Source organism: Streptomyces collinus Tu 365, from assembly GCF_000444875.1.
In the GTDB taxonomy this organism is placed as follows: domain Bacteria; phylum Actinomycetota; class Actinomycetes; order Streptomycetales; family Streptomycetaceae; genus Streptomyces; species Streptomyces collinus_A.
This window is the reverse complement of the sequence record NC_021985.1, coordinates 5949423-5970076: the sequence shown is the minus strand read 5'-3', so window position 1 is coordinate 5970076 and position 20654 is coordinate 5949423. Positions and strand designations below refer to the sequence as shown.

General features: G+C 71.7%; 16 protein-coding genes. 4 read left to right on the top strand and 12 right to left on the bottom strand.

Annotation, left to right across the window (positions count from 1 at the left end):
- Positions 1-5: 5 nt before the first annotated feature.
- Together B446_RS26020 and ureA are read right to left on the bottom strand one after the other, a co-directional pair.
- On the bottom strand, positions 6-1730 hold the full coding sequence (locus B446_RS26020; protein WP_020942417.1) for an urease subunit alpha: 1725 nt from the start codon (positions 1728-1730) through the stop codon (positions 6-8).
- On the bottom strand, positions 1727-2452 hold the full coding sequence (gene ureA, locus B446_RS26015) for an urease subunit gamma (protein WP_020942416.1): 726 nt from the start codon (positions 2450-2452) through the stop codon (positions 1727-1729). Before ureA ends, B446_RS26020 begins: the two co-directional genes overlap by 4 nt.
- 142 nt (positions 2453-2594) lie before the next feature.
- On the opposite strand from ureA, the gene B446_RS26010 reads away from it, so the two are divergent.
- A complete protein-coding gene (locus B446_RS26010) occupies positions 2595-4037 on the top strand; it encodes a cytosine permease (RefSeq protein WP_020942415.1) in 1443 nt (480 codons plus the stop codon).
- Positions 4038-4053: 16 nt separating this feature from the next.
- Here B446_RS26010 and B446_RS26005 read toward each other — a convergent pair whose 3' ends face one another.
- Positions 4054-5142: a branched-chain amino acid aminotransferase gene (locus tag B446_RS26005; protein ID WP_020942414.1), complete on the bottom strand. Its 1089-nt coding sequence runs from the start codon at positions 5140-5142 to the stop codon at positions 4054-4056.
- Between the two features lie 239 nt (positions 5143-5381).
- On the bottom strand, positions 5382-6425 hold the full coding sequence (locus B446_RS26000) for a 3-isopropylmalate dehydrogenase (RefSeq protein WP_020942413.1): 1044 nt from the start codon (positions 6423-6425) through the stop codon (positions 5382-5384).
- A gap of 142 nt (positions 6426-6567) precedes the next feature.
- On the opposite strand from B446_RS26000, the gene B446_RS25995 reads away from it, so the two are divergent.
- Positions 6568-8118 carry a purple acid phosphatase family protein gene (locus B446_RS25995; protein WP_020942412.1) on the top strand — a complete coding sequence of 517 codons (1551 nt, stop codon included), beginning with the start codon at positions 6568-6570 and terminating at the stop codon, positions 8116-8118.
- A gap of 45 nt (positions 8119-8163) precedes the next feature.
- On the opposite strand, the gene B446_RS40805 is transcribed toward B446_RS25995, so the two are convergent.
- From B446_RS40805 to B446_RS25985, 3 genes are all read right to left on the bottom strand, one after another.
- Positions 8164-8295 carry a hypothetical protein gene (locus tag B446_RS40805; RefSeq protein WP_020942411.1) on the bottom strand — a complete coding sequence of 44 codons (132 nt, stop codon included), beginning with the start codon at positions 8293-8295 and terminating at the stop codon, positions 8164-8166.
- A gap of 350 nt (positions 8296-8645) precedes the next feature.
- Positions 8646-10277 carry an L-glutamate gamma-semialdehyde dehydrogenase gene (pruA, locus tag B446_RS25990; RefSeq protein WP_020942410.1) on the bottom strand — a complete coding sequence of 544 codons (1632 nt, stop codon included), beginning with the start codon at positions 10275-10277 and terminating at the stop codon, positions 8646-8648.
- Positions 10278-10316: 39 nt separating this feature from the next.
- Positions 10317-11243 carry a proline dehydrogenase family protein gene (locus B446_RS25985; RefSeq protein ID WP_020942409.1) on the bottom strand — a complete coding sequence of 309 codons (927 nt, stop codon included), beginning with the start codon at positions 11241-11243 and terminating at the stop codon, positions 10317-10319.
- Positions 11244-11407: 164 nt separating this feature from the next.
- Between B446_RS25985 and B446_RS25980 the strand changes: the two genes are divergently transcribed.
- Positions 11408-12622 carry a PucR family transcriptional regulator gene (locus B446_RS25980; RefSeq protein WP_020942408.1) on the top strand — a complete coding sequence of 405 codons (1215 nt, stop codon included), beginning with the start codon at positions 11408-11410 and terminating at the stop codon, positions 12620-12622.
- A gap of 136 nt (positions 12623-12758) precedes the next feature.
- Here the strand turns inward: B446_RS25980 and B446_RS25975 are convergent, their stop codons facing one another.
- On the bottom strand, positions 12759-13334 hold the full coding sequence (locus tag B446_RS25975; protein WP_020942407.1) for a TetR/AcrR family transcriptional regulator: 576 nt from the start codon (positions 13332-13334) through the stop codon (positions 12759-12761).
- 137 nt (positions 13335-13471) lie between these two features.
- Here B446_RS25975 and B446_RS25970 point away from each other — a divergent pair, with 137 nt between their 5' ends.
- Positions 13472-15004 (top strand): MFS transporter, encoded by a 1533-nt coding sequence (locus B446_RS25970; protein WP_020942406.1) that lies wholly within the window; start codon positions 13472-13474, stop codon positions 15002-15004.
- 94 nt (positions 15005-15098) lie between these two features.
- Here the strand turns inward: B446_RS25970 and serA are convergent, their stop codons facing one another.
- The 4 genes from serA to B446_RS25950 form a co-directional block, all read right to left on the bottom strand.
- On the bottom strand, positions 15099-16688 hold the full coding sequence (serA, locus tag B446_RS25965) for a phosphoglycerate dehydrogenase (RefSeq protein ID WP_020942405.1): 1590 nt from the start codon (positions 16686-16688) through the stop codon (positions 15099-15101).
- A gap of 284 nt (positions 16689-16972) precedes the next feature.
- A complete protein-coding gene (ilvC, locus tag B446_RS25960) occupies positions 16973-17971 on the bottom strand; it encodes a ketol-acid reductoisomerase (protein WP_020942404.1) in 999 nt (332 codons plus the stop codon).
- Positions 17972-18084: 113 nt separating this feature from the next.
- A complete protein-coding gene (gene ilvN, locus B446_RS25955) occupies positions 18085-18609 on the bottom strand; it encodes an acetolactate synthase small subunit (RefSeq protein WP_020942403.1) in 525 nt (174 codons plus the stop codon).
- Between the two features lie 21 nt (positions 18610-18630).
- Positions 18631-20487, bottom strand: a complete 1857-nt coding sequence (locus B446_RS25950) for an acetolactate synthase large subunit (RefSeq protein ID WP_043476471.1) — start codon at positions 20485-20487, stop codon at positions 18631-18633.
- Between the last annotated feature and the right edge of the window lie 167 nt (positions 20488-20654).

Below are 20654 nucleotides of genomic sequence, written 5' to 3'. Positions count from 1 at the left end.
GGTCCTTAGAGGAAGTAGAGGCGGTTGAGGGAGACGGACTCGGCGGGCTCGGAGCGCAGCGGGTCGCCGTCGAGGGTGACCAGGCCGGTGCGCTGGTCGACGTCGACCGCTCCGACGCGGGCGTTCAGGCGCAGGTCGGCCGGGCCGATCCCCCGGGTGCCGCGCACCGCGACCCGGCGGCGGCGGGTGGGCATCGTGTCGTTGCCCTGGTCCACGGCGGCCTGGGCGACGAAGGCGACCGAGATGTCGGCGGGCGTGCTGCCGTGCGCGCCGAACTGCGGTCCGAGCACGAGCGGTTCGCAGGTGTCGGTGGCCGCGTTGGGGTCGCCGACCACGCCGTACGCCGGGAAGCCGGACTTGAGGACGAGCTGCGGCTTGGCGCCGAAGTACTCGGGGCGCCACAGCACGATGTCGGCGAGCTTGCCGGCCTCGATCGAGCCGACCTCGTGCGCGAGACCGTGGGCGATGGCCGGGTTGATGGTCAGCTTGGCCATGTAGCGCAGGACGCGGGCGTTGTCGTCGCCCTCGCCGTCGCCCTCCATCGGGCCCAGTTCGGCCTTCATCTTCCCCGCCATGGCGAAGGTGCGCCGGACCGTCTCGCCCGCGCGGCCCATGCCCTGGGCGTCGGAGGAGGTGATGCCGATCGCGCCCAGGTCGTGCAGCACGTCCTCGGCGCCCATCGTGCCGGCCCGGATGCGGTCGCGGGCCATGGCCGCGTCGCCGGGCAGGTCGGTCTTCAGGTCGTGGACGGAGACGATCATGCCGTAGTGCTCGGCGACCGCGTCCCGGCCGAAGGGCAGGGTCGGGTTGGTGGAGGAGCCGATGACGTTCGGGACCCCGGCCATCTTCAGCACGTTGGGCACGTGCCCGCCGCCGCAGCCCTCGATGTGGAAGGCGTGGATCGTGCGGCCCTCCAGGACGCGGAGGGTGTCCTCGACCGAGAGGCACTCGTTGAGGCCGTCGCTGTGCAGGGCGACCTGGACGTCGTGCTCCTCCGCGACCCGCAGGGCGGTGTCCAGGGCACGGGTGTGGGCGCCCATGTCCTCGTGCACCTTGAACCCCGAGGCCCCGCCCTCGGCCAGCGCCTCGACCAGGGGAGCGTCGTGCGAGGACGAGCCGCGGCCCAGGAAGCCGATGTTGACCGGCCAGGCGTCGAAGGCGTTGAAGGCGTGCCGCAGCGCCCACGGCGAGTTGACGCCGACCCCCCACACCGGGCCGAACTCCTGCCCGATGATCGTGGTGACGCCGGAGGCCAGCGAGGCCTCCATGATCCGCGGCGACAGCAGGTGGACATGGGTGTCGACGGCGCCGGCGGTGGCGATCAGGCCCTCGCCGGAGACGATGGACGTGCCCGTGCCCACGACGACGTCGACCCCGTCGAGGGTGTCCGGGTTCCCCGCGCGTCCGACGGCGCAGATCCGGCCCTCGCGGATGCCGATCGAGACCTTGCGGATGCCCTGCGCGGCGTCGATCACGAGGACGTTGCTGATCACGACGTCGCAGGTGTCGCGGACGGCGGCGGCCTTCAGGTGCAGTCCGTCGCGGGCGGTCTTGCCGAAGCCGGCGAGGAACTCGTCGCCGTACTTCTGGGCGTCCGACTCGACCCGGACGACGAGGCCGGAGTCGCCGAGCCGGACGCGGTCGCCGGCCCGGGGGCCGTGCGTGGCGGCGTACGCGTGCGGGTCGACCTGGGTGGCGCGGCTGATCTCCCGGCCCTTGGAGCGGCTCATCGCTCGTCCCCTTCCCGTGTGCTGCCGTCCGGTGTGCTGCCGTCCGGTGTGATGCCGAGGTAGCCGCAGGCGGCGGCCCGGCGCAGGGCCTCCTCACGGGCCCCCGGTGCGTCCAGCGGCCCGTCCACCAGGCCGGCGAAGCCGATCGCGATCCGCGCGCCGCCGATCGGCACCAGCCCGACCTCCGCGCTCTCGCCGGGCCCGAACCGGACCGAGGAGCCGGCGGGCACGGCGAGCCGCATGCCGTAGGACCTCTCCCGCGGGAAGTCCAGCCGCGGGTTGGCCTCGAAGAAGTGGAAGTGGGAGGTGACGGAGACCGGCACGGTCGCGGTGTTGGTGACCCGCAGCCGGACGGCGGGCCCGGGCTCGGTGTGCTGCGGTCCCGGCAGCAGCGCGCCCGGGCCGTCCTCGCCCGTCCCGGCGCCGATGGGGTCGCAGACCACGGCGAGCCGGGAACCGTCGTCGAAGACCGCCTCGACGTGGACCTCGGTGACCACGTCGGCCACCCCCGGCAGCACGTCCTCGGGGCCGAGGACGGACCGGGCCGCCTCGATGGCCTCCGCGAGCCGCCTGCCGTCCCGCGCGGCCTCGCAGACGGTGTCCGCGATCAGCGCGGTCGCCTCCGGCACGTTCAGCCGGAGGCCGCGGGCCCGGCGGGCCCGGGCCAGCTCGGCCGCTCCGAAGAGCAGCAACCGGTCACGTTCGGTGGGGGTGAGTCTCACGACGCGGCACCTCCTTGCCTTCCACAGTTTAGAACATCACTCTAAACACACTCTTCATGAAACAGAAGCATTGACCCACGACCGCTGTTCACGACACATTGAACGTCGCTCAAACCGTAGGCGGCGTCGAAGGAGACCAGCCATGCCGATCGAACAGCGCGGTGTCGACACCATCCCGGAGGAGGAGCGGACCAGCGGGCCACGGGACCTGGTCTCGATCCTGCTCGGCTCCAACCTCTGCCTCGGGGTGATCATCTTCGGCTGGCTGCCGGCGTCGTTCGGGCTCGGCTGGTGGGCCTCGGTGAGCGCGGTCGTCGCGGGCACCGTGGTCGGCACCGTGTTCACCGCCCCGCTCGCCCTGGTCTCCCTGCGCACCGCGACCAACCTGTCCACCTCCTCGGGCGCCCAGTTCGGCGTGCGCGGCCGGCTCGTCGGCTCGGTGGTGGGCCTGCTGCTGGCCCTCGGTTACACCGCCCTGACCGTGTGGATCGGCGGTGACGTGATGGTGAGCGTGCTCGGCCGGCTGTTCGGGCTGCGCGCGGACGGACTGTCGTACGCCGTCGTCTACGCGCTGCTCGCCGCGGCGACGGTCGCGGGCGCGGTCTACGGCTACCGGGTACTGCTCGCCATGTCCCGGGTACTGGCCGTCGGCATGACCGCCCTGCTGGCCCTCGGCGTCCTCGCCTACGCCCCGCGCTTCGGCACCTCGCCGCTCGCGGACGCCGGCGGCTACCTGCTGGGCTCCTTCTGGCCGACCTGGTTCCTCGCGGCGGTGGCGGCGGGGCTGTCCGGGCCGATCGCGTTCATCACGCTGCTCGGCGACTACACCCGCTACATCTCCCCCGCGCGCCACTCCGGCCGCCGCGTGCTGCACGCGACCTGGCTCGGCCTGGTCCTGGGTCTGCTGGTGCCGCAGCTGTTCGGCACCTTCACGGCCTACGCGGCCCGCGCGGCCGGCGACTACGCCGGTCCCCTGGTCTCCGCCTCGCCCGCCTGGTACCTGCTGCCGCTGCTGCTGTCCGCCTCCGCGGGCTCGGTCGGCAACGCGGGCCTGATGCTGTACTCGATGGGCCTCGACCTGGACGCGATCCTGCCCCGCGCCTCCCGCGCCCGCGCCACCTGCACGGTCGCCGTGGTGGCCACGGCCTGCGTCTTCGCCGGGCACTACGCCTGGAACGCGCAGTCCGCCATGACGTCCTTCGTGCTGCTGCTCACCGCGATCGGCACCCCGTGGGCGGTCATCACCCTCATCGGCTTCGTCCGCTGCCGCGGTGTGTACGACGCCGACGCCCTCCAGGTCTTCAACCGCCGCTCGCGGGGCGGGATCTACTGGTACCGGGCCGGCTGGAACCCGCGGGCCACCGTCTCCTGGGCGGCCGGCGCGGCCGTCGGCCTGCTGGCGGTGTCCCTGCCGTCGTACGAGGGCCCGCTGCTGGGCCTGACCGGCGGGGTGGACTGCAGCTTCCTGCTGTCGGGCGCCGTCGGCGGGCTGGTCTACGTGCTGCTGACGCTCACCCCGGAACGGCCCACGGCCGCCGCGGACCAGGAGTCCGCGGCGGCCGCGGGCGTGGGCGCCGAGCGCTGAGGGCTGGCCGGGGGCGTCAGGCCAGCTCGTGCATCCAGCCGTGCCGGTCCTCGGCCGTGCCGCGCTGGATGTCCAGCAGGGCGCGGCGCAGGCGGAGGGTGACCTCGCCGGGCTCTCCGCCGCTCTGCCGCCACTCGGCGCCGTCCCGCTTGACGGTGCCGACCGGGGTGATCACGGCCGCGGTGCCGCAGGCGAACACCTCGGTGAGCGTGCCGTTCTCGGAGTCGCGCTGCCACTGCTCGACGGAGACGCGGCCCTCCTCGGACTTGTAGCCGAGGTCGCGGGCGACGGCCAGCAGGGAGTCACGGGTGACGCCCTCCAGGATCGAGCCGGTCAGCGTGGGCGTGACGATCCGGTCGCCGTAGACGAAGTACAGGTTCATGCCGCCGAGTTCCTCGACCCACTTGTGCTCGACCGCGTCGAGGTAGCAGACCTGGTCGCAGCCCTTGGCCGCGGCCTCGGCCTGGGCGAGCAGCGAGGCGGCGTAGTTGCCGCCGGTCTTGGCGTCGCCCATGCCGCCGGGGACGGCGCGGACGCGGTCCTCGGAGACCCAGATCGACACCGGGCGCACACCGCCCGGGAAGTAGGCGCCGGCCGGGGAGGCGATGACGATGAAGAGGTACTCGTTGGCCGGCTTGACGCCGAGGCCGACCTCGGTGGCGATCATGAAGGGGCGCAGGTAGAGGGACTCCTCGCCGCCGTGCGCGGGCACCCAGTCCTTGTCCTGCTGGACCAGCACGTCGCACGCCTCGATGAACGTCTCGACCGGCAGCTCCGGCATCGCCAGGCGGCGCGCGGAACGCTGGAAGCGCTTGGCGTTCTGGTCCGGGCGGAAGGTGGCGACCGAGCCGTCGGGCCGGCGGTAGGCCTTCAGGCCCTCGAAGATCTCCTGGGCGTAGTGCAGGACGTTGGTGGCCGGGTCGAGGGGGATCGGCGCGTACGGAACGAGCTGGCCGTCGTGCCAGCCGCGGCCCTCGGTCCACTTGATCGTCACCATGTGGTCGGTGAAGTGGCGGCCGAATCCGGGGCTGGCCAGGATCGCCTCGCGCTCCGCGGCGGCGAGCGGGTGGGCGGAGGGCTTGAGCTCGATCGTGGGCGTCGTCATGTGTTGTCCTTCACCGGTTGTAGTGACGAGCCGCGTGCACGCCCGGCCGGCCGGTGGCCAGTGCGAGGACGTCCGAGCATTCCCTCATGTCGCGGCTCCGCGTTCGATTATCGCGCGCGGGGCCCCGGCGGACGGAATCGGGGTGAATGCGGCCCGGGGTTGATGGTGGCACCCGGCGACCGCACAGGAAAAGCCGCCGGGCGCTGATGCGACCCGGCGGCTTGGGCGTGCTCGGCGGGTCAGCCGGCTACGCGTACGGCGAGGGCGTCGCCGATCTCCGAGGTGCTCCGGGCGGGCTTGCCGGCCCGCTCGGTCAGGTCCGCGGTGACCGCCGCGTCGATGCGGTCGGCCTCGCCGTCGTAGCCGAGGTGGCGCAGCAGCAGGGCGACGGACAGGACCGTGGCGGTGGGGTCGGCCTTGCCCTGGCCCGCGATGTCCGGGGCCGAGCCGTGCACCGGCTCGAACATGGACGGGAACTCGCGGCCGGGGTTGATGTTGCCGGAGGCGGCCACGCCGATGCCGCCGGAGACGGCCGCGGCGAGGTCGGTGATGATGTCGCCGAAGAGGTTGTCGGTGACGATCACGTCGAACCGGGCCGGGTCGGTGACCAGGTAGATGGTCGCCGCGTCGACGTGGATGTAGTCGGTGGTGACCTCGGGGAACTCCTGGGCCACCTTGTTGAAGACGTTCGTCCACAGGTGCCCGGCGAAGGTCAGCACGTTGTTCTTGTGGACCAGCGTGAGCTTCTTGCGCGGGCGGGCCTGGGCGCGGGCGAAGGCGTCGCGGACCACGCGCTCCACCCCGAAGGCGGTGTTGACGGAGACCTCGGTGGCGACCTCGTGCTCGGTGCCCTTGCGGATGGTGCCGCCGTTGCCCGTGTAGGGGCCCTCGGTGCCCTCACGGACCACGACGAAGTCGATCTCGGGCTGGCCGGCGAGCGGGGTGGCGACACCCGGGAGCAGCTTCGACGGACGCAGGTTGACGTGGTGGTCGAAGGCGAACCGGAGCTTGAGCAGGAAGCCGCGCTCCAGCACGCCGGACGGCACGGACGGGTCGCCGATGGCGCCGAGCAGGATGGCGTCGTGCCGCTTGAGCGCGTCGAGGTCGGCGTCGGTGAGGGTCTCACCGGTGGCGTGGTACCGCTTGGCGCCGAAGTCGTACTCCTGGGTCTCCAGCTTCACATCCTGCGGCAGGACGGCGGAGAGGACCTTGAGACCCTCGGCCACGACCTCCTGGCCGATGCCGTCACCGGGGATCACTGCGAGATTGATGCTGCGAGACATGTCGGCACCCTACTCCTCGTCCCAGGGGATGACACGCCTTGTCCGCGATGCGGACACCCGGGACGGGTGCGGTGTCATCCTGTCGGCTGGCGTTCACCCCGGGGTGGCTCGGCCGTCGCAACCCCGTGGAAACTTCCCCTCCATGGAGACTCCCGACTTCGGCATCCCGCGCCCGCTGGCGGAGCGGATGAGCATGGCCGAGCAGTACGAGTACCTGCGCGCCCGGCTGGTCCCCCGCCGCACCCTGGTGACGGCGGGCGCGGTCGCGGGCGGGCTGCTGGCCGGCTGCTCCGGTGCCGGCGCGGCGGCGCGGCCGGGCCCGGCCGCCTCCCGCGTCTCCGGGTCGGTGATCCGGCCGTTCGGCCGCCACCTGGCCTTCGGCGCCGACCCGAGGACGCAGATGCGGGTCTCCTGGCAGGTGCCGTTCGCGGTGCGCCGGCCGTATCTGCGCCTCGGGACGCGCCCGGACGACCTCGGCCGCCGGGTCCCGGCCGAGCTGCGCGACCTGCGCACGCCCGGGGTACCGGGGGTGCGGCGGGCGGTCGAGCAGTACTACCTGCACGCGGCTCTGGACGGGCTGCGGCCGGGCACGACGTACTACTACGGGGTCGGGCACGACGGCTGGGACCCGGCCGCGCCCGCCCACCGCACCGCCCTCGCCTCGTTCCGCACGGCGCCCGCGGCGGCGGAGCGCTTCGTCTTCACCGCCTTCGGCGACCAGGGGGTCGGCCGGGCCGCGAACGCCAACGACCACGTGGTGCTGCGCCAGGAACCGGCCTTCCACCTGCACGCGGGCGACATCTGCTACGCGGACGTCAACGGCGCCGGGCAGACCTCGGACGGCTACGACCCCACGTTCTGGGACCTGTTCCTGAAGCAGAACGAGCCGGTCGCGCGGTCGGTGCCGTGGATGGTGACGACCGGCAACCACGACATGGAGGCGTGGTACTCGCCGGACGGCTACGGCGGCCAGCTCGCCCGGTTCTCCCTGCCGGACAGCGGGTTCGACCCGCGCGGGACGCCGGGCGCCTACGCGTTCACCTACGGCAACACCGCCTTCGTGGCGCTGGACGCCAACGACGTGTCGTACGAGATCCCCGCCAACCACGGGCACAGTGACGGCCGGCAGACCCGCTGGCTGGACGCGAAGCTGGGCGAGCTGCGGGCCAGGCCGGGCGTGGACTTCGTGGTCGTCTTCTTCCACCACTGCGCGTACTCGACCTCGCAGCACGCCTCGGACGGCGGGGTGCGGGCGAAGTGGCTGCCGCTGCTCGCCAGGCACCGGGTGGACCTGGTGATCAACGGGCACAACCACGTCTACGAGCGCACGGACGCCATCCGGAACGGCGCGGTGGGCCGTGAGGTGCCCGTCGGCGGCTCCACCGACCCCGCCCGGGACGGGATCGTGTACGTCACCGCCGGCGGGGGCGGCCGCGACCTGTACTCCTTCCCCTCGGGCGTCAGGGACAGCTACGAGGGGCACGTCGGCCGGCACCGCGCGGTGCCGACCTTCCACTGGGGCCGGGACAAGGAGCGGGTGCCGGAGACGGCGCACTGGTCGCGGGTGCGCTACACCGGCTTCTCGCTGCTCAGGGTGGAGGCGCGGCCCGGCCCGCGGCCGCGGCTGAAGGTGTCGGCGCTGGCGCAGGACGGCCGGCGGATCGACCACTTCGAGGTGCGGCGCGGCGGCTGAGGCCGCGCCGCACCCCACGGGGTGCGGCTCCCGGTCCGGGGTGGCTCAGTGGCCGGTCTCGCCGCCGTTGTCGCGGCGGTCGAGGGCGCGCTGGAGGGCGGCGGCGGCGTTCTTGCGGTCGGACTCGCTGGTGCGGGTCGCGTGGCGGACCCGGCGGCTGACGGTCGTCTCGGCCATGGCAGATCGACTCCTTCGACGCACGTGCTGTGCGCAATGAGGGTTACGAGACGCCGGAAGGGGCGGGGAGCTGCGGCCGCAGGGGTTGCCTGCACGGGGCCCGGCTCACGACCGCCATTCGCTGGATCGAGCGAGACGTTCGGCTTCTTCCAAAGTAAGGGAGCGGACCGCGCCTGTCTGCCCAATTACTCGGACTTCCTACTATCTGAGACGGTGGACCCGGTCACACCGCGTTGACCTGCGCGTTCGCTGTCCGGGGCGGGGGCCCGGACAGCCCTCAGGACATGGAAACGGGCCGGGGAGCCTGATCGGTGTCAGGCTCCCCGGCCCGTCGCTCGGGGGTGGGCGGATCAGCCCATGTGCGGGTACGCGTAGTCGGTCGGCGGGACCAGGGTCTCCTTGATCGCGCGGGTCAGGGTCCAGCGCAGGAGGTTCTGGGGGGCACCGGCCTTGTCGTTGGTGCCGGAGGCGCGGCCGCCGCCGAAGGGCTGCTGGCCGACGACGGCGCCGGTCGACTTGTCGTTGATGTAGAAGTTGCCCGCCGCGTAGCGGAGCTTCTCCATCGTGTACGCGGCCGCGGCACGGTCGCCCGAGATGACCGAACCGGTGAGCGCGTAGTCCGACACCGACTCCATCTGGGTCAGCATCTCGTCGTACTGGTCGTCCTCGTAGACGTGCACGGCGAGGAACGGGCCGAAGTACTCGCTCGTGAAGACCTCGTTCTCCGGGTCGCTGCACTCGACGACGGTCGGGCGGACGAAGTAGCCGACCGAGTCGTCGTAGGTGCCGCCCGCGACGATCGTGCAGGTCGGGTCCGCCTTGGCCCGGTCGATCGCGGCCTTGTTCTTGGCGAACGCGCGGTCGTCGATCACGGCGCCCATGAAGTTCGACAGGTCGGTGACGTCACCCATGGTGAGGTAGTCGACCTCGGCCGCGAACTCCTCCTTGAAGCCCGAGTTCCAGATGGAGGCCGGGATGTAGGCGCGGGAGGTGGCGCTGCACTTCTGGCCCTGGTACTCGAAGGCACCGCGGGTCAGGGCGGTCTTCAGCACCGCGCGGTCGGCGCTGGGGTGCGCGACCAGGAAGTCCTTGCCGCCGGTCTCGCCGACCAGGCGCGGGTAGGAGCGGTACTTCTCGATGTTGTTGCCGACCGTCTTCCACAGGTACTGGAAGGTCTTGGTCGAGCCGGTGAAGTGGATACCGGCCAGATCGCGGTGCTCGAGGACGACCTTGGAGACCTCGATGCCGTCGCCGGTGACGAGGTTGATGACGCCCTTGGGCAGGCCGGCCTCCTCCAGGAGCTGCATGAGGAGCACGGCCGCGTGCGTCTGCGTCGGGGACGGCTTCCAGACCACGACGTTGCCCATGAGCGCGGGGGCGGTGGGCAGGTTCGCGGCGATCGCCGAGAAGTTGAACGGCGTGATCGCGTAGACGAAGCCCTCCAGCGGGCGGTGGTCCATGCGGTTCCACACGCCCGGGGAGTTCGCCGGGGGCTGCTCGGCGAGGATCTGGCGGGCGTAGTGGACGTTGAAGCGCCAGAAGTCGACGAGCTCGCAGGGGCTGTCGATCTCGGCCTGCTGGGCGGTCTTCGACTGGCCGAGCATGGTGGAGGCGGCGATCGTCTCGCGCCACGGGCCGGAGAGCAGCTCGGCGGCGCGCAGGATGATCGCGGCGCGGTCGTCGAAGGACATGGCGCGCCAGGCCGGCGCGGCGGCCAGGGCCGCGTCCACGGCGTCCTGCGCGTCCTGCTGGGTGGCGTGGCGCAGGGTGCCGATGACGGCCTTGTGGTTGTGCGGCTGGACCACCTGGAACGGCTCGCCGCCGCCCATGCGCTTCTCGCCGCCGATGGTCATCGGCAGGTCGATCGGGTTGTCGGCCAGCTCCTTGAGCTTGGCCTCCAGGCGCAGGCGCTCGGGCGAACCGGGGGCGTAGCCGTGCACCGGCTCGTTGACCGGGGTGGGGACCTGGGTCACAGCGTCCATGAGATCCGTAACTCCTTGTACGTGAGCGGGTGTTCGGGCTCAGCCCTTGCTGACCATCGACCGGAGGAAGAAGCGCAGGTTCGCCGGCTTCTCCGCCAGACGGCGCATGAAGTAGCCGTACCAGTCGGTGCCGTAGGCGGTGTAGACGCGCATGCGGTGGCCCTCGGCGGCCAGGCGCAGGTGCTCGTCGCCGCGGATGCCGTACAGCATCTGGAACTCGTACTCGTCGAGCTTGCGGCCGGCCTGGTGGGCCAGCTCCTGGGCGATGGAGATCAGGCGCGGGTCGTGGGACCCGATCATCGGGTAGCCCTCGCCCTCCATCAGCGTCCTCAGGATACGCACGTAGGCCTTGTCGATCTCGTGCTTCTGCTGGTAGGCGACCTCGGCGGGCTCCTTGTAGGCGCCCTTCACCAGACGCACGCGGCTGCCGGCGTCCGCCAGGCGGCGGGCGTCGGCCTCGGTGCGGAAGAGGTAGGCCTGGATGACGCAGCCGGTCTGCGGGAAGTCCTTCCGCAGCTCCTCGTGGATGGCGAACATCGAGTCCAGGGTGGTGTGGTCCTCGGCGTCCAGCGTGACGGTCGTGCCGATGGCGGCGGCGGCCTCGACGACCGGGCGGACGTTGGCGAGGGCCAGCTCGTGGCCGCCCTCCAGCGCCTGGCCGAACATGGACAGCTTGACGGACATCTCCACGCGCTCGCCGAGCTCCAGCTCCTTGAGCCGGCCGATCAGCTCCAGGTAGGCGTCGCGGGCGGCGGCGGCCTGCTCGGGGGTGGTGATGTCCTCGCCGACGACGTCCATCGTCAGCTCCAGGCCCTTGGCCGTGAGGTCCTCGACGATCGGGACGATGTCGGTCACGGTCTCGCCGGGGATGAAGCGGTCGACGACCTGCTTGGTCACCGGGGCCGCCGAGATCAGGCGACGCATCCGGTCGCTGCGCGACGCGGCGAGAATCACGGGACCCAGCACGGGGCACCTCCACAGGCGAGCATCTGAACGGCCACTACCCGACTGTCCGGGTACGGCACGGAGAACCACCGTGAAACCTAGGGAGTTCTCCGATCGTGGGCCATCGACAGCTGTCACGCATCCCCGAGTCCGATCTCAGACAGATGTATGAAGAGGGCCGGAGAATGCGGGAGAATGCCCGGGTGGCGACCGATCACAAGGGTGACTACCAGGAGCTGGTGGACGAGATCTCGGAGCTGCTGGGCGCGCCGGCGACCCTGGAGAACCGGGACTTCGAGCTGATCGCCTTCGGCGCGTACGACAGCGAGGGCGACCTGGACCCCTCGGCCCTGGATCCGGTGCGCACGCGCTCGATCCTGACCCGGCGCTCCACGGCGGCGGTGCGCACCTGGTTCGAGGGCTTCGGCATCACGCGGGCTACCGGACCCGTGCGCATCCCGCCGACCCCGGACGCCGGTGTCTACCGCGGGCGCGTCTGCCTCCCCGTGCGCCACCGGGGGGTGGTCCTCGGCTACGTCTGGCTGCTGGACGACGATCCGGGCCCGACGGACGCGCAGCTCGCCGCCGCCATGCTGGTGGCCGGCCGGATCGGCGCGCTGCTGGCCGACGAGGCGCAGGCCGGGGCCGACCTCGGCCGGGAGCTGCGGGCGGTACTGGCGGCCGAGCGCGGCTGGCAGCAGGACATGGCGGTGGCCGAGCTGCGCACGGCGCTCGGGCCCCGCGCGGACGTCCCGCACACGCTGGTCTGCGTGGCGCCCTGGCCGTCGGCCGATCCGGAACAGGCGCCGTCCGCGCGCGCGGTCCCGCACGCCACCGCGCTGTGCACGGTGCCGTGGGGGGCGACCGAGCAGAGCCTGGCGGTACTGGTCCGGTTGCGCGCGACGGACGTGGCGACGCCGGCGCTGACGGCGGCCGCCCGGCTGCTGAAGGAGTCGGAGGGGGCCGGTGGCCGCGGCTCGCGGGACCGGCCGGCGGCCGCCGGGGTCGGGGAGCCCCGGACCGGGCTGGCCGAGCTGGGGGACGTCTGGCGGGAGGCGTCCGCCGCCGCGCGCGCCGCGCTGGCCGAGCCGCGGCTCGGTCCGGTCGCCGAGTGGCGGCGGATCGGGCCGTACCGGCTGCTGACCGCGCTGCCCCCGCAGTCCGCCCACGACCCGGTGGTCGGCCCGCTGCTCTCCCCCGCCCACCGGGAGCTGGCCCGGACCGCGGAGGTGTACCTCGACTGCGCGGGCCAGGCCGGCCGCGCGGCCGCCGCCCTGGGCATCCACCGCCAGACCCTGTACTACCGCCTGTCCCGGGTGGAACAGCTCACGGGCCTGGACCTCGACGACGGCGAGGACCGCCTCCTGCTGCACATGGCCCTCAAACGGGCACGGCTGTAGTCCGGGCGGCGGACGACCGACGGGGTCCGGGCCGACGGGGGCCCGACGGGGCGGGGCCCGGCGCGGCAGAGCGGGGCCCATGGGGCTCGGCCCGGCGGGGCAAGGCGGGTCCGAAGGGGGCTCGGCCCGGCGGGGCTCAGCTCTTCGTGGCCGCCTCGACGACCTGGCGCAGGCCCTCGGTCAGCGCGTCGCCCTCGGGGGCGTTCTTCGGGTCGAAGGTCCACTGGGCGATGAGGCCGGTCATGAGCGTCAGGTAGAACCGGCCGAGCGTGTCCGCGCTCTCGTCGGAGACCTCCTCCTCCGGCACGCCCATCAGCAGCGCCACCAGTCCGCGGCCGCCCTCGCGCTGGGCCCGGGACAGGTGCTCGCGCACCACCGGCATGTCGAGGGTCATGACCTCCATGCTCAGCCGGTAGACCGAGCCGGGCTCCCGCATGGTGGCGATGATGTTGGACCACACCCACCGGAAGCGCTCCAGCGATCCGGGTGCGCCCTCGGCCAGGTCGCCGCTGCCTTCGAAGGCGCCGGACACGTTCTCCATGAGCGCGACGTAGGCCTGCGCGAGAAGGGCGTCCTTCGAGCCGTAGTGGTAGCCGATCGAGGCCAGGTTGGTCCCCGACTCCTTCACGATGTCGCGCGCCGTCGTCCGCGCGAACCCCTTCTCCAGCAGGCAGCGCTTGGCGCCTTCGAGCAGATCCTCACGGTGTCCCATGCGGATCAGGCTACCCGGCGGTCCATACAGGCGTCCTAGACGGCTGACTTACACGGCGGTTCGATGCGAGCGTCCTATACGTATGTTCTATACAAACGTTCTAGACAAGCGTTTAAGACGTCCGTACAGTCCCTGTCATGACGAACTCGACGAGCACGACCACCGTCGGCGCCGAGAGCGCCCCCGTCCGCGCCGGACGCCGTGAGTGGACCGCTCTGGGCGTGCTGATGCTGCCGCTGCTGCTGGTCTCCATGGACGTCTCCGTCCTGTACTTCGCCACCCCTGCGATCAGCGCCGACCTGCGGCCGAGCGGCACCCAGCAGCTGTGGATCTTCGACATCTACGGCTTCGTCCTGGCCGGCCTGCTGATGACGATGGGGTCCCTGGGCGACCGCGTCGGCCGCCGCAGGCTCCTGCTGACGGGCGCCGCGGCCTTCGGCGGCGCCTCGCTCCTGGCCGCCTACGCCGACAGCGCCGGGACCCTGATCGCGGCCCGCGCGATCCTCGGCATCGGCGGCGCCACCCTGATGCCGTCGACGATGGCCCTGCTGCGCACGATGTTCACCGACCCCGGCCAGCGGGCCAAGGCGATCGGGCTGTGGTCGGGCGTGATGACGGGCGGCATCGCCCTCGGCTCCGTGATGAGCGGCGTCCTCGTCGAGCACTTCTGGTGGGGCTCGGTCTTCCTGGTCAACCTGCCCGCGATGGCACTGCTGCTGGTCCTCGGCCCGATCCTGCTCCCCGAGTCGAAGAACCCGGACCCCGGCCGCTTCGACTGGCCGAGCGTCCCGCTGTCGATGGCCGCCGTGCTCCCCGTGATCTACGGCCTGAAGGAGATCCCCTCCGAGGGCTGGCACCCGCTCTACGTCGTCTCGGTGACGGTCGGTCTGCTCTTCGCGGCCCTCTTCGTCCGCCGGCAGCGCACCGCGGCCTCGCCGCTGATCCCCCCGGCCCTGCTGCGCGGCCGCGGCTTCACCCCGGCGCTGGTCCTGACCCTGGTCTCCGCGTTCGGCATGATGGGCTCGGCCATCTTCACCACCCAGTACCTGCAGTCGGTCCTCGGCAAGAGCCCGCTCCAGGCCGCCCTGTGGAGCCTGCTCCCCTCGGTGCTGATCGGTGTCGCGGGCCCGGTCACCGGGGTGCTCGTCGCCCGGGGCGTCCACCGCGGCCACGTCGTCGCCGCCGGGTTCGCCGTCACCGCCACCGGCTACACGGCCCTCGCCTTCACCGGCACCGACTCCCTGTGGCTGGTGCTGGCCGCCGCCGGGGTCCTGGCCTCCGGCGTCGTGATGGTGATGTCCCAGCTCACCGACCTGGCCATGTCCACCGCCCCGGTGGAGCGCGCGGGCAGCGCCTCCTCCCTGCTGGAGACCGCCACCGAGTTCGGCGGCGCCCTCGGCATGGCGGTCCTCGGCTCCGTCGGCACGGCCGTCTACCGGCACCGGATGCCGTCCTCGGCACCGGCCGAGGCCCGCGAGACGCTGGGCGGCGCCCTGGCCGACGCCGACCGGCTGCCCGGCCGGGCCGGTCGGTCCCTGCTCGCCACGGCGCGGGAGGCCTTCACCAGCGGGATGCACGGCGCGGCGATCGCCGGCGCGGTGGTCCTGGCGCTGGCCGCGGTGGGCGCGGCGGTGACCCTGCGCAGTATCCGGGTGGGCGACGACGCGTAGGACACCGGGCGGCGCCGGGACATACGGAGAACGCCGGACGGGCCGAGGGAACTCGGCCCGTCCGGCGTTTCGTGATGCCCGGACGAGAGGGAGGTCAGACGAGGTTCACCGAGCGGGCGGAGGTCGCCCCGATCTCCTCGGCCACCTCGGCCAGCACACCGGGGGCGACCGTGTCGTCGACGGTGAGGACGGCCAGCGCCTCGCCGCCCACCGTCGCACGGGCCACCTGCATGCCGGCGATGTTGATGCCCGCCTCCCCGAGGATGCGGCCGACGGTGCCGACGACACCCGGGCGGTCCTCGTAGCGCAGCACGGCCATGTGGTCGGCGAGCGCGAGGTCGACGTCGTACTCGCCGACCGCCACGATCGTCTGGACGTGCTTCGGGCCGGCCAGGGTGCCGGAGACCGACACCTCCTCGCCGTTGCCCAGCGTGCCCCGCACGGTCACCACGTTGCGGTGGTCCGACGACTCGGAGCTGGTGGTCAGGCGCACCTCGACACCGCGCTCCTGCGCGAACAGCGGCGCGTTGACGTAGGACACCGTCTCGTCCACGACGTCCTCGAACACGCCCTTGAGTGCGGACAGTTCGAGCACCTTCACGTCGTGCTGGGTGATCTCGCCGTAGACCTCGACGTCGAGGCGGACCGCGACCTCGCCCGCGAGCGCGGTGAAGATGCGGCCGAGGCGCTCGGCGAGCGGCAGGCCCGGCTTGACGTCCTCGGCGATGACACCGCCCTGGACGTTCACCGCGTCCGGCACCAGCTCGCCGGCGAGCGCGAGGCGCACCGACTTCGCGACCGCGATACCCGCCTTCTCCTGGGCCTCGTCCGTGGAGGCGCCGAGGTGCGGGGTGCACACGACCTGGTCCAGCTCGAACAGCGGGGAGTCGGTGCAGGGCTCCTTCGCGTACACGTCGAGCCCGGCGCCGGCGACCCGGCCCTCCTTCAGTGCCGCGTACAGCGCCGCCTCGTCGACGATGCCGCCACGGGCCGCGTTGACGATGCGCACGCTGGGCTTGACCTTGCGCAGCGCCTCGTCACCGATCAGGCCGAGCGTCTCGGGGGTCTTGGGCAGGTGGACGGTGATGAAGTCGGAGACCTCGAGCAGCTCGTCCAGGGACAGCACCTTGACGCCCATCTGCGCGGCCCGCGCGGGCTGCACGTAGGGGTCGTAGGCGACGACCTTCATGCCGAAGGCGGACATGCGCTGCGCGACCAGGGCGCCGATACGGCCCAGGCCCACGACGCCCAGCGTCTTCTCGGCCAGCTCGACGCCCGTGTACTTGCTGCGCTTCCACTCGCCGTTCTTCAGCGCGGCGTTGGCCTGCGGGATGTTGCGGGCGGTGGCCAGGATCAGACCGCAGGCCAGCTCGGCGGCCGTGACGATGTTGGAGGTCGGCGCGTTGACGACCATCACGCCGGCCTTGGTGGCGGCGGAGACGTCGACGTTGTCCAGGCCGACGCCGGCGCGGGCGACGACCTTGAGCTTCTTGGCGGCGGCGACGGCCTCCGCGTCGACCTTGGTCGCGGAGCGGATCAGGATCGCGTCGACGTCGGCGATGGCGGGGAGCAGTTCGGCTCGGTCGGCTCCGTTGGCGTGCCGGATCTCGAAGTCCGGGCCGAGCGCGTCGACGGTCGCGGGCGACAGCTCTTCAGCGATGAGTACGACGGGTTTCGAGCTCACGTGAGTCCTCACAAGTCCAATGCGGACGGCCGTCCCGACGGCCGCTGGCGGTGGAGGGGGCTAGCCGCGGAAGACGCACGACGCTGTGGGCCTGACGCGTATGTTGTGCAGCAGTCTAGTGGCGCCAGGGTCGCCGTATTGCGCCGCTGCGGAAGTATCACCCGTCCGTGGCTGGACGGGGTGGACAACCGGTGGACGGCGTTCGCGGATCGTCGTCGGCCCGGCGGGGTCCGGGGTGGCGGAAGGGGGCCGGAGCAGCATGCCCCGGCCCCCTGACGCGAGGCTTACGCCTCCTCGTTCACCCAGCTCATCAGCTTGCGCAGCTGCTTGCCGGTGGTCTCCAGCAGGTGCTCGGAGTCCTGCTGCTTGTACTCGTTGTACTTCTTCAGACCGCCGTGGTACTCGTCCATCCAGGTCCGGGCGAAGGTGCCGTCCTGGATCTCGGCGAGGACCTGCTTCATCTCGGCCTTGGTGGCGTCGGTGATGATGCGCGGGCCGGTGACGTAGTCGCCCCACTCGGCGGTCTCCGAGACGGACCAGCGCATCTTCTCCAGGCCGCCCTCGTACATGAGGTCGACGATCAGCTTCAGCTCGTGCAGGCACTCGAAGTAGGCGATCTCCGGCTGGTAGCCCGCCTCGACCAGGGTCTCGAAGCCGGCCTTGACCAGGGCGGAGGTGCCGCCGCACAGCACGGCCTGCTCACCGAACAGGTCGGTCTCGGTCTCCTCGGTGAAGGTCGTCTTGATGACGCCGGCGCGGGTGCCGCCGATGGCCTTGGCGTACGACAGGGCCAGCGCGAAGGCGTTGCCGGTCGCGTCCTGCTCGACGGCGGCGATCGCGGGGACGCCGCGGCCCTCCTCGTACTGGCGGCGGACCAGGTGGCCCGGGCCCTTGGGGGCGACCAGGGCGACGTCGACGCCGGCCGGGGCCTTGATGAAGCCGAAGCGGATGTTGAAGCCGTGCGCGAAGAACAGCGCGTCGCCGTCGTTCAGGTTCGGGGCGATCGACTCCTCGTAGACCTGGGCCTGGATCGGGTCCGGGATGAGGATCATGATGACGTCGGCCTCGGCGGCGGCCTCGGCGGGGCTCACCACGCGCAGGCCCTGCTCCTCGGCCTTGGCCTTGGAGTTGGAGCCCTCGTGCAGACCGACGCGGACGTCGACACCGGAGTCACGCAGCGACAGCGCGTGGGCGTGGCCCTGGCTGCCGTAGCCGATGACCGCGACCTTGCGGCCCTGGATGATGGACAGGTCGGCGTCAGCGTCGTAGAACAGCTCGGCCACTTTGGGTTCTCTCCTTGGTGTGCAGATGGTGCGTCCCACCGTATGCCGGTGGGGTGACGGGAAGTTCCGGGGTCTCGGCATACGGGCGGCGCGGGACCGCCCGTGTCCAAGCCTTACGCGGATCGGTCCAGGGCGCGCAGCGAGCGGTCCGTGATGGAGCGGGCGCCCCGGCCGATCGCGATGGTGCCGGACTGGACCAGCTCCTTGATGCCGAACGGCTCCAGCATCTTGAGCATGGCGGACAGCTTCTCGCTGGACCCGGTGGCCTCGATGGTCACGGCCTCCGGGGAGACGTCGACGGTCTTGGCGCGGAACAGCTGGACGATCTCCACGATCTGGGAGCGCGTCTCGTTGTCGGCGCGCACCTTCACCAGGACGAGTTCGCGCTGCACGGCGTGGCCGGGTTCCAGCTCGACGATCTTCAGCACGTTGACCAGCTTGTTGAGCTGCTTGGTGACCTGCTCCAGCGGCAGGTCCTCGACGCCCACCACGATGGTGATGCGGGAGATGTCGGGGTGCTCGGTGACACCCACCGCGAGCGAGTCGATGTTGAAGCCGCGGCGGGAGAAGAGGGCGGCGATCCGGGCCAGGATGCCCGGCGTGTTCTCCACCAGGACGGAGAGCGTGTGCTTGGACATTTTCTCGTTCGTCTCTCTCGCTCAGTCGTCTTCGTTGTCGCCGAAGTCGGGGCGGACGTCCCGGGCGGCCATGATCTCGTCGTTGGAGGTGCCGGCGGCGACCATCGGCCACACCATCGCGTCCTCGTGGACGATGAAGTCGACGACGACCGGGCGGTCGTTGATCGAGTTCGCCTCCTCGATGACCTTGTCCAGGTCCTCCGGGCGCTCACAGCGGATCGCGTAGCAGCCCATGGCCTCCGACAGCTTCACGAAGTCGGGGACGCGGGTGCCGGCGCTCGGCTGCCTGCCGTCGGCCTCCGGGCCGCTGTGCAGCACGGTGTTGGAGTAGCGCTGGTTGTAGAAGAGGGTCTGCCACTGGCGGACCATCCCGAGGGCGCCGTTGTTGATGATGGCGACCTTGATCGGGATGTTGTTCAGCGCGCAGGTGGTCAGTTCCTGGTTGGTCATCTGGAAGCAGCCGTCGCCGTCGACCGCCCAGACGGTGCGCTCCGGCCGGCCGGCCTTGGCGCCCATGGCGGCCGGGACCGCGTAGCCCATGGTCCCGGCGCCGCCGGAGTTCAGCCAGGTGGCCGGCTGCTCGTACTGGATGAAGTGCGCGGACCACATCTGGTGCTGGCCGACGCCCGCCGCGAAGATCGTGCCCTCCGGGGCGAGCTGCCCGATGCGCTCGATGACCTGCTGCGGGGAGAGCGAGCCGTCGTCGGGCTGGTCGTAGCCGAGCGGGTAGGTCTCGCGCCAGCGGTTCAGGTCGCTCCACCAGGCGGTGTAGTCGCCCGTCTGGCCCTCGCTGTGCTCCTTCTGCACCGCCTGGACCAGGTCGGCGATGACCTCGCGGGCGTCACCGACGATCGGCACGTCGGCGGCGCGGTTCTTGCCGATCTCGGCCGGGTCGATGTCGGCGTGGACGATCTTGGCGTACGGGGCGAAGCTGTCCAGCTTGCCGGTGACGCGGTCGTCGAAGCGGGCTCCGAGGGCGACGATCAGGTCGGCCTTCTGCAGCGCGGTGACGGCGGTGACCGCACCGTGCATGCCCGGCATCCCCACGTGCAGCGGGTGGCTGTCGGGGAATGCGCCGAGCGCCATCAGGGTGGTGGTGACGGGCGCTCCGGTGAGTTCGGCGAGGACCTTCAGCTCGGCGGTGGCCTGCGCCTTGAGGACGCCGCCGCCGACGTACAGCACGGGCCGCTTGGCCGAGGTGATCAGCTTGGCCGCCTCGCGGATCTGCTTGGCGTGCGGCTTGGTCACCGGGCGGTAGCCGGGCAGGTCCATGGTGGGCGGCCAGGAGAAGGTGGTCTTCGCCTGGAGGGCGTCCTTGGCGATGTCGACCAGGACCGGGCCGGGGCGGCCGGTGGAGGCGATGTGGAACGCCTGGGCGATCACCCGCGGGATGTCCTCGGCCTTGGTGACCAGGAAGTTGTGCTTGGTGACCGGCATGGTGATGCCGACGATGTCCGCTTCCTGGAAGGCGTCGGTGCCGATGGCCTTGGACGCGACCTGGCCGGTGATCGCCACGAGCGGCACCGAGTCCATGTGCGCGTCGGCGATGGGCGTGACCAGGTTGGTGGCGCCCGGCCCCGAGGTGGCCATGCAGACGCCGACCTTGCCGGTGGCCTGCGCGTAGCCGGTGGCCGCGTGGCCGGCGCCCTGCTCGTGGCGGACCAGCACGTGCCGGACCCGGGTGGAGTCCATCAGCGGGTCGTATGCCGGCAGGATCGCGCCGCCGGGGATACCGAATACCGTCTCAGCGCCGACCTCCTCGAGGGAGCGGATGAGGGACTGCGCACCCGTCACGTGCTCGACGGTGACGGAGTGCTGTCCTCCGGATCGGGGCCGCGGCTGCGGATGGGCCCCGGTGGCCTGCTCGGTCATCGGCATTCTCTTCTCGATGCTGAGGGTTTTTGCGAGGTTTGGGCGGAGTTCGAGCGCTGCACGAACGGCACTCGTGCAACAAAAAACCCCTCGTGCCGAAAGGCAAGCGAGGGGAGCGCGCCGGTGAGGTCGCTGGGGATTCCGGATCTCCTCCGGTGGGTCCCAGCTCAGCC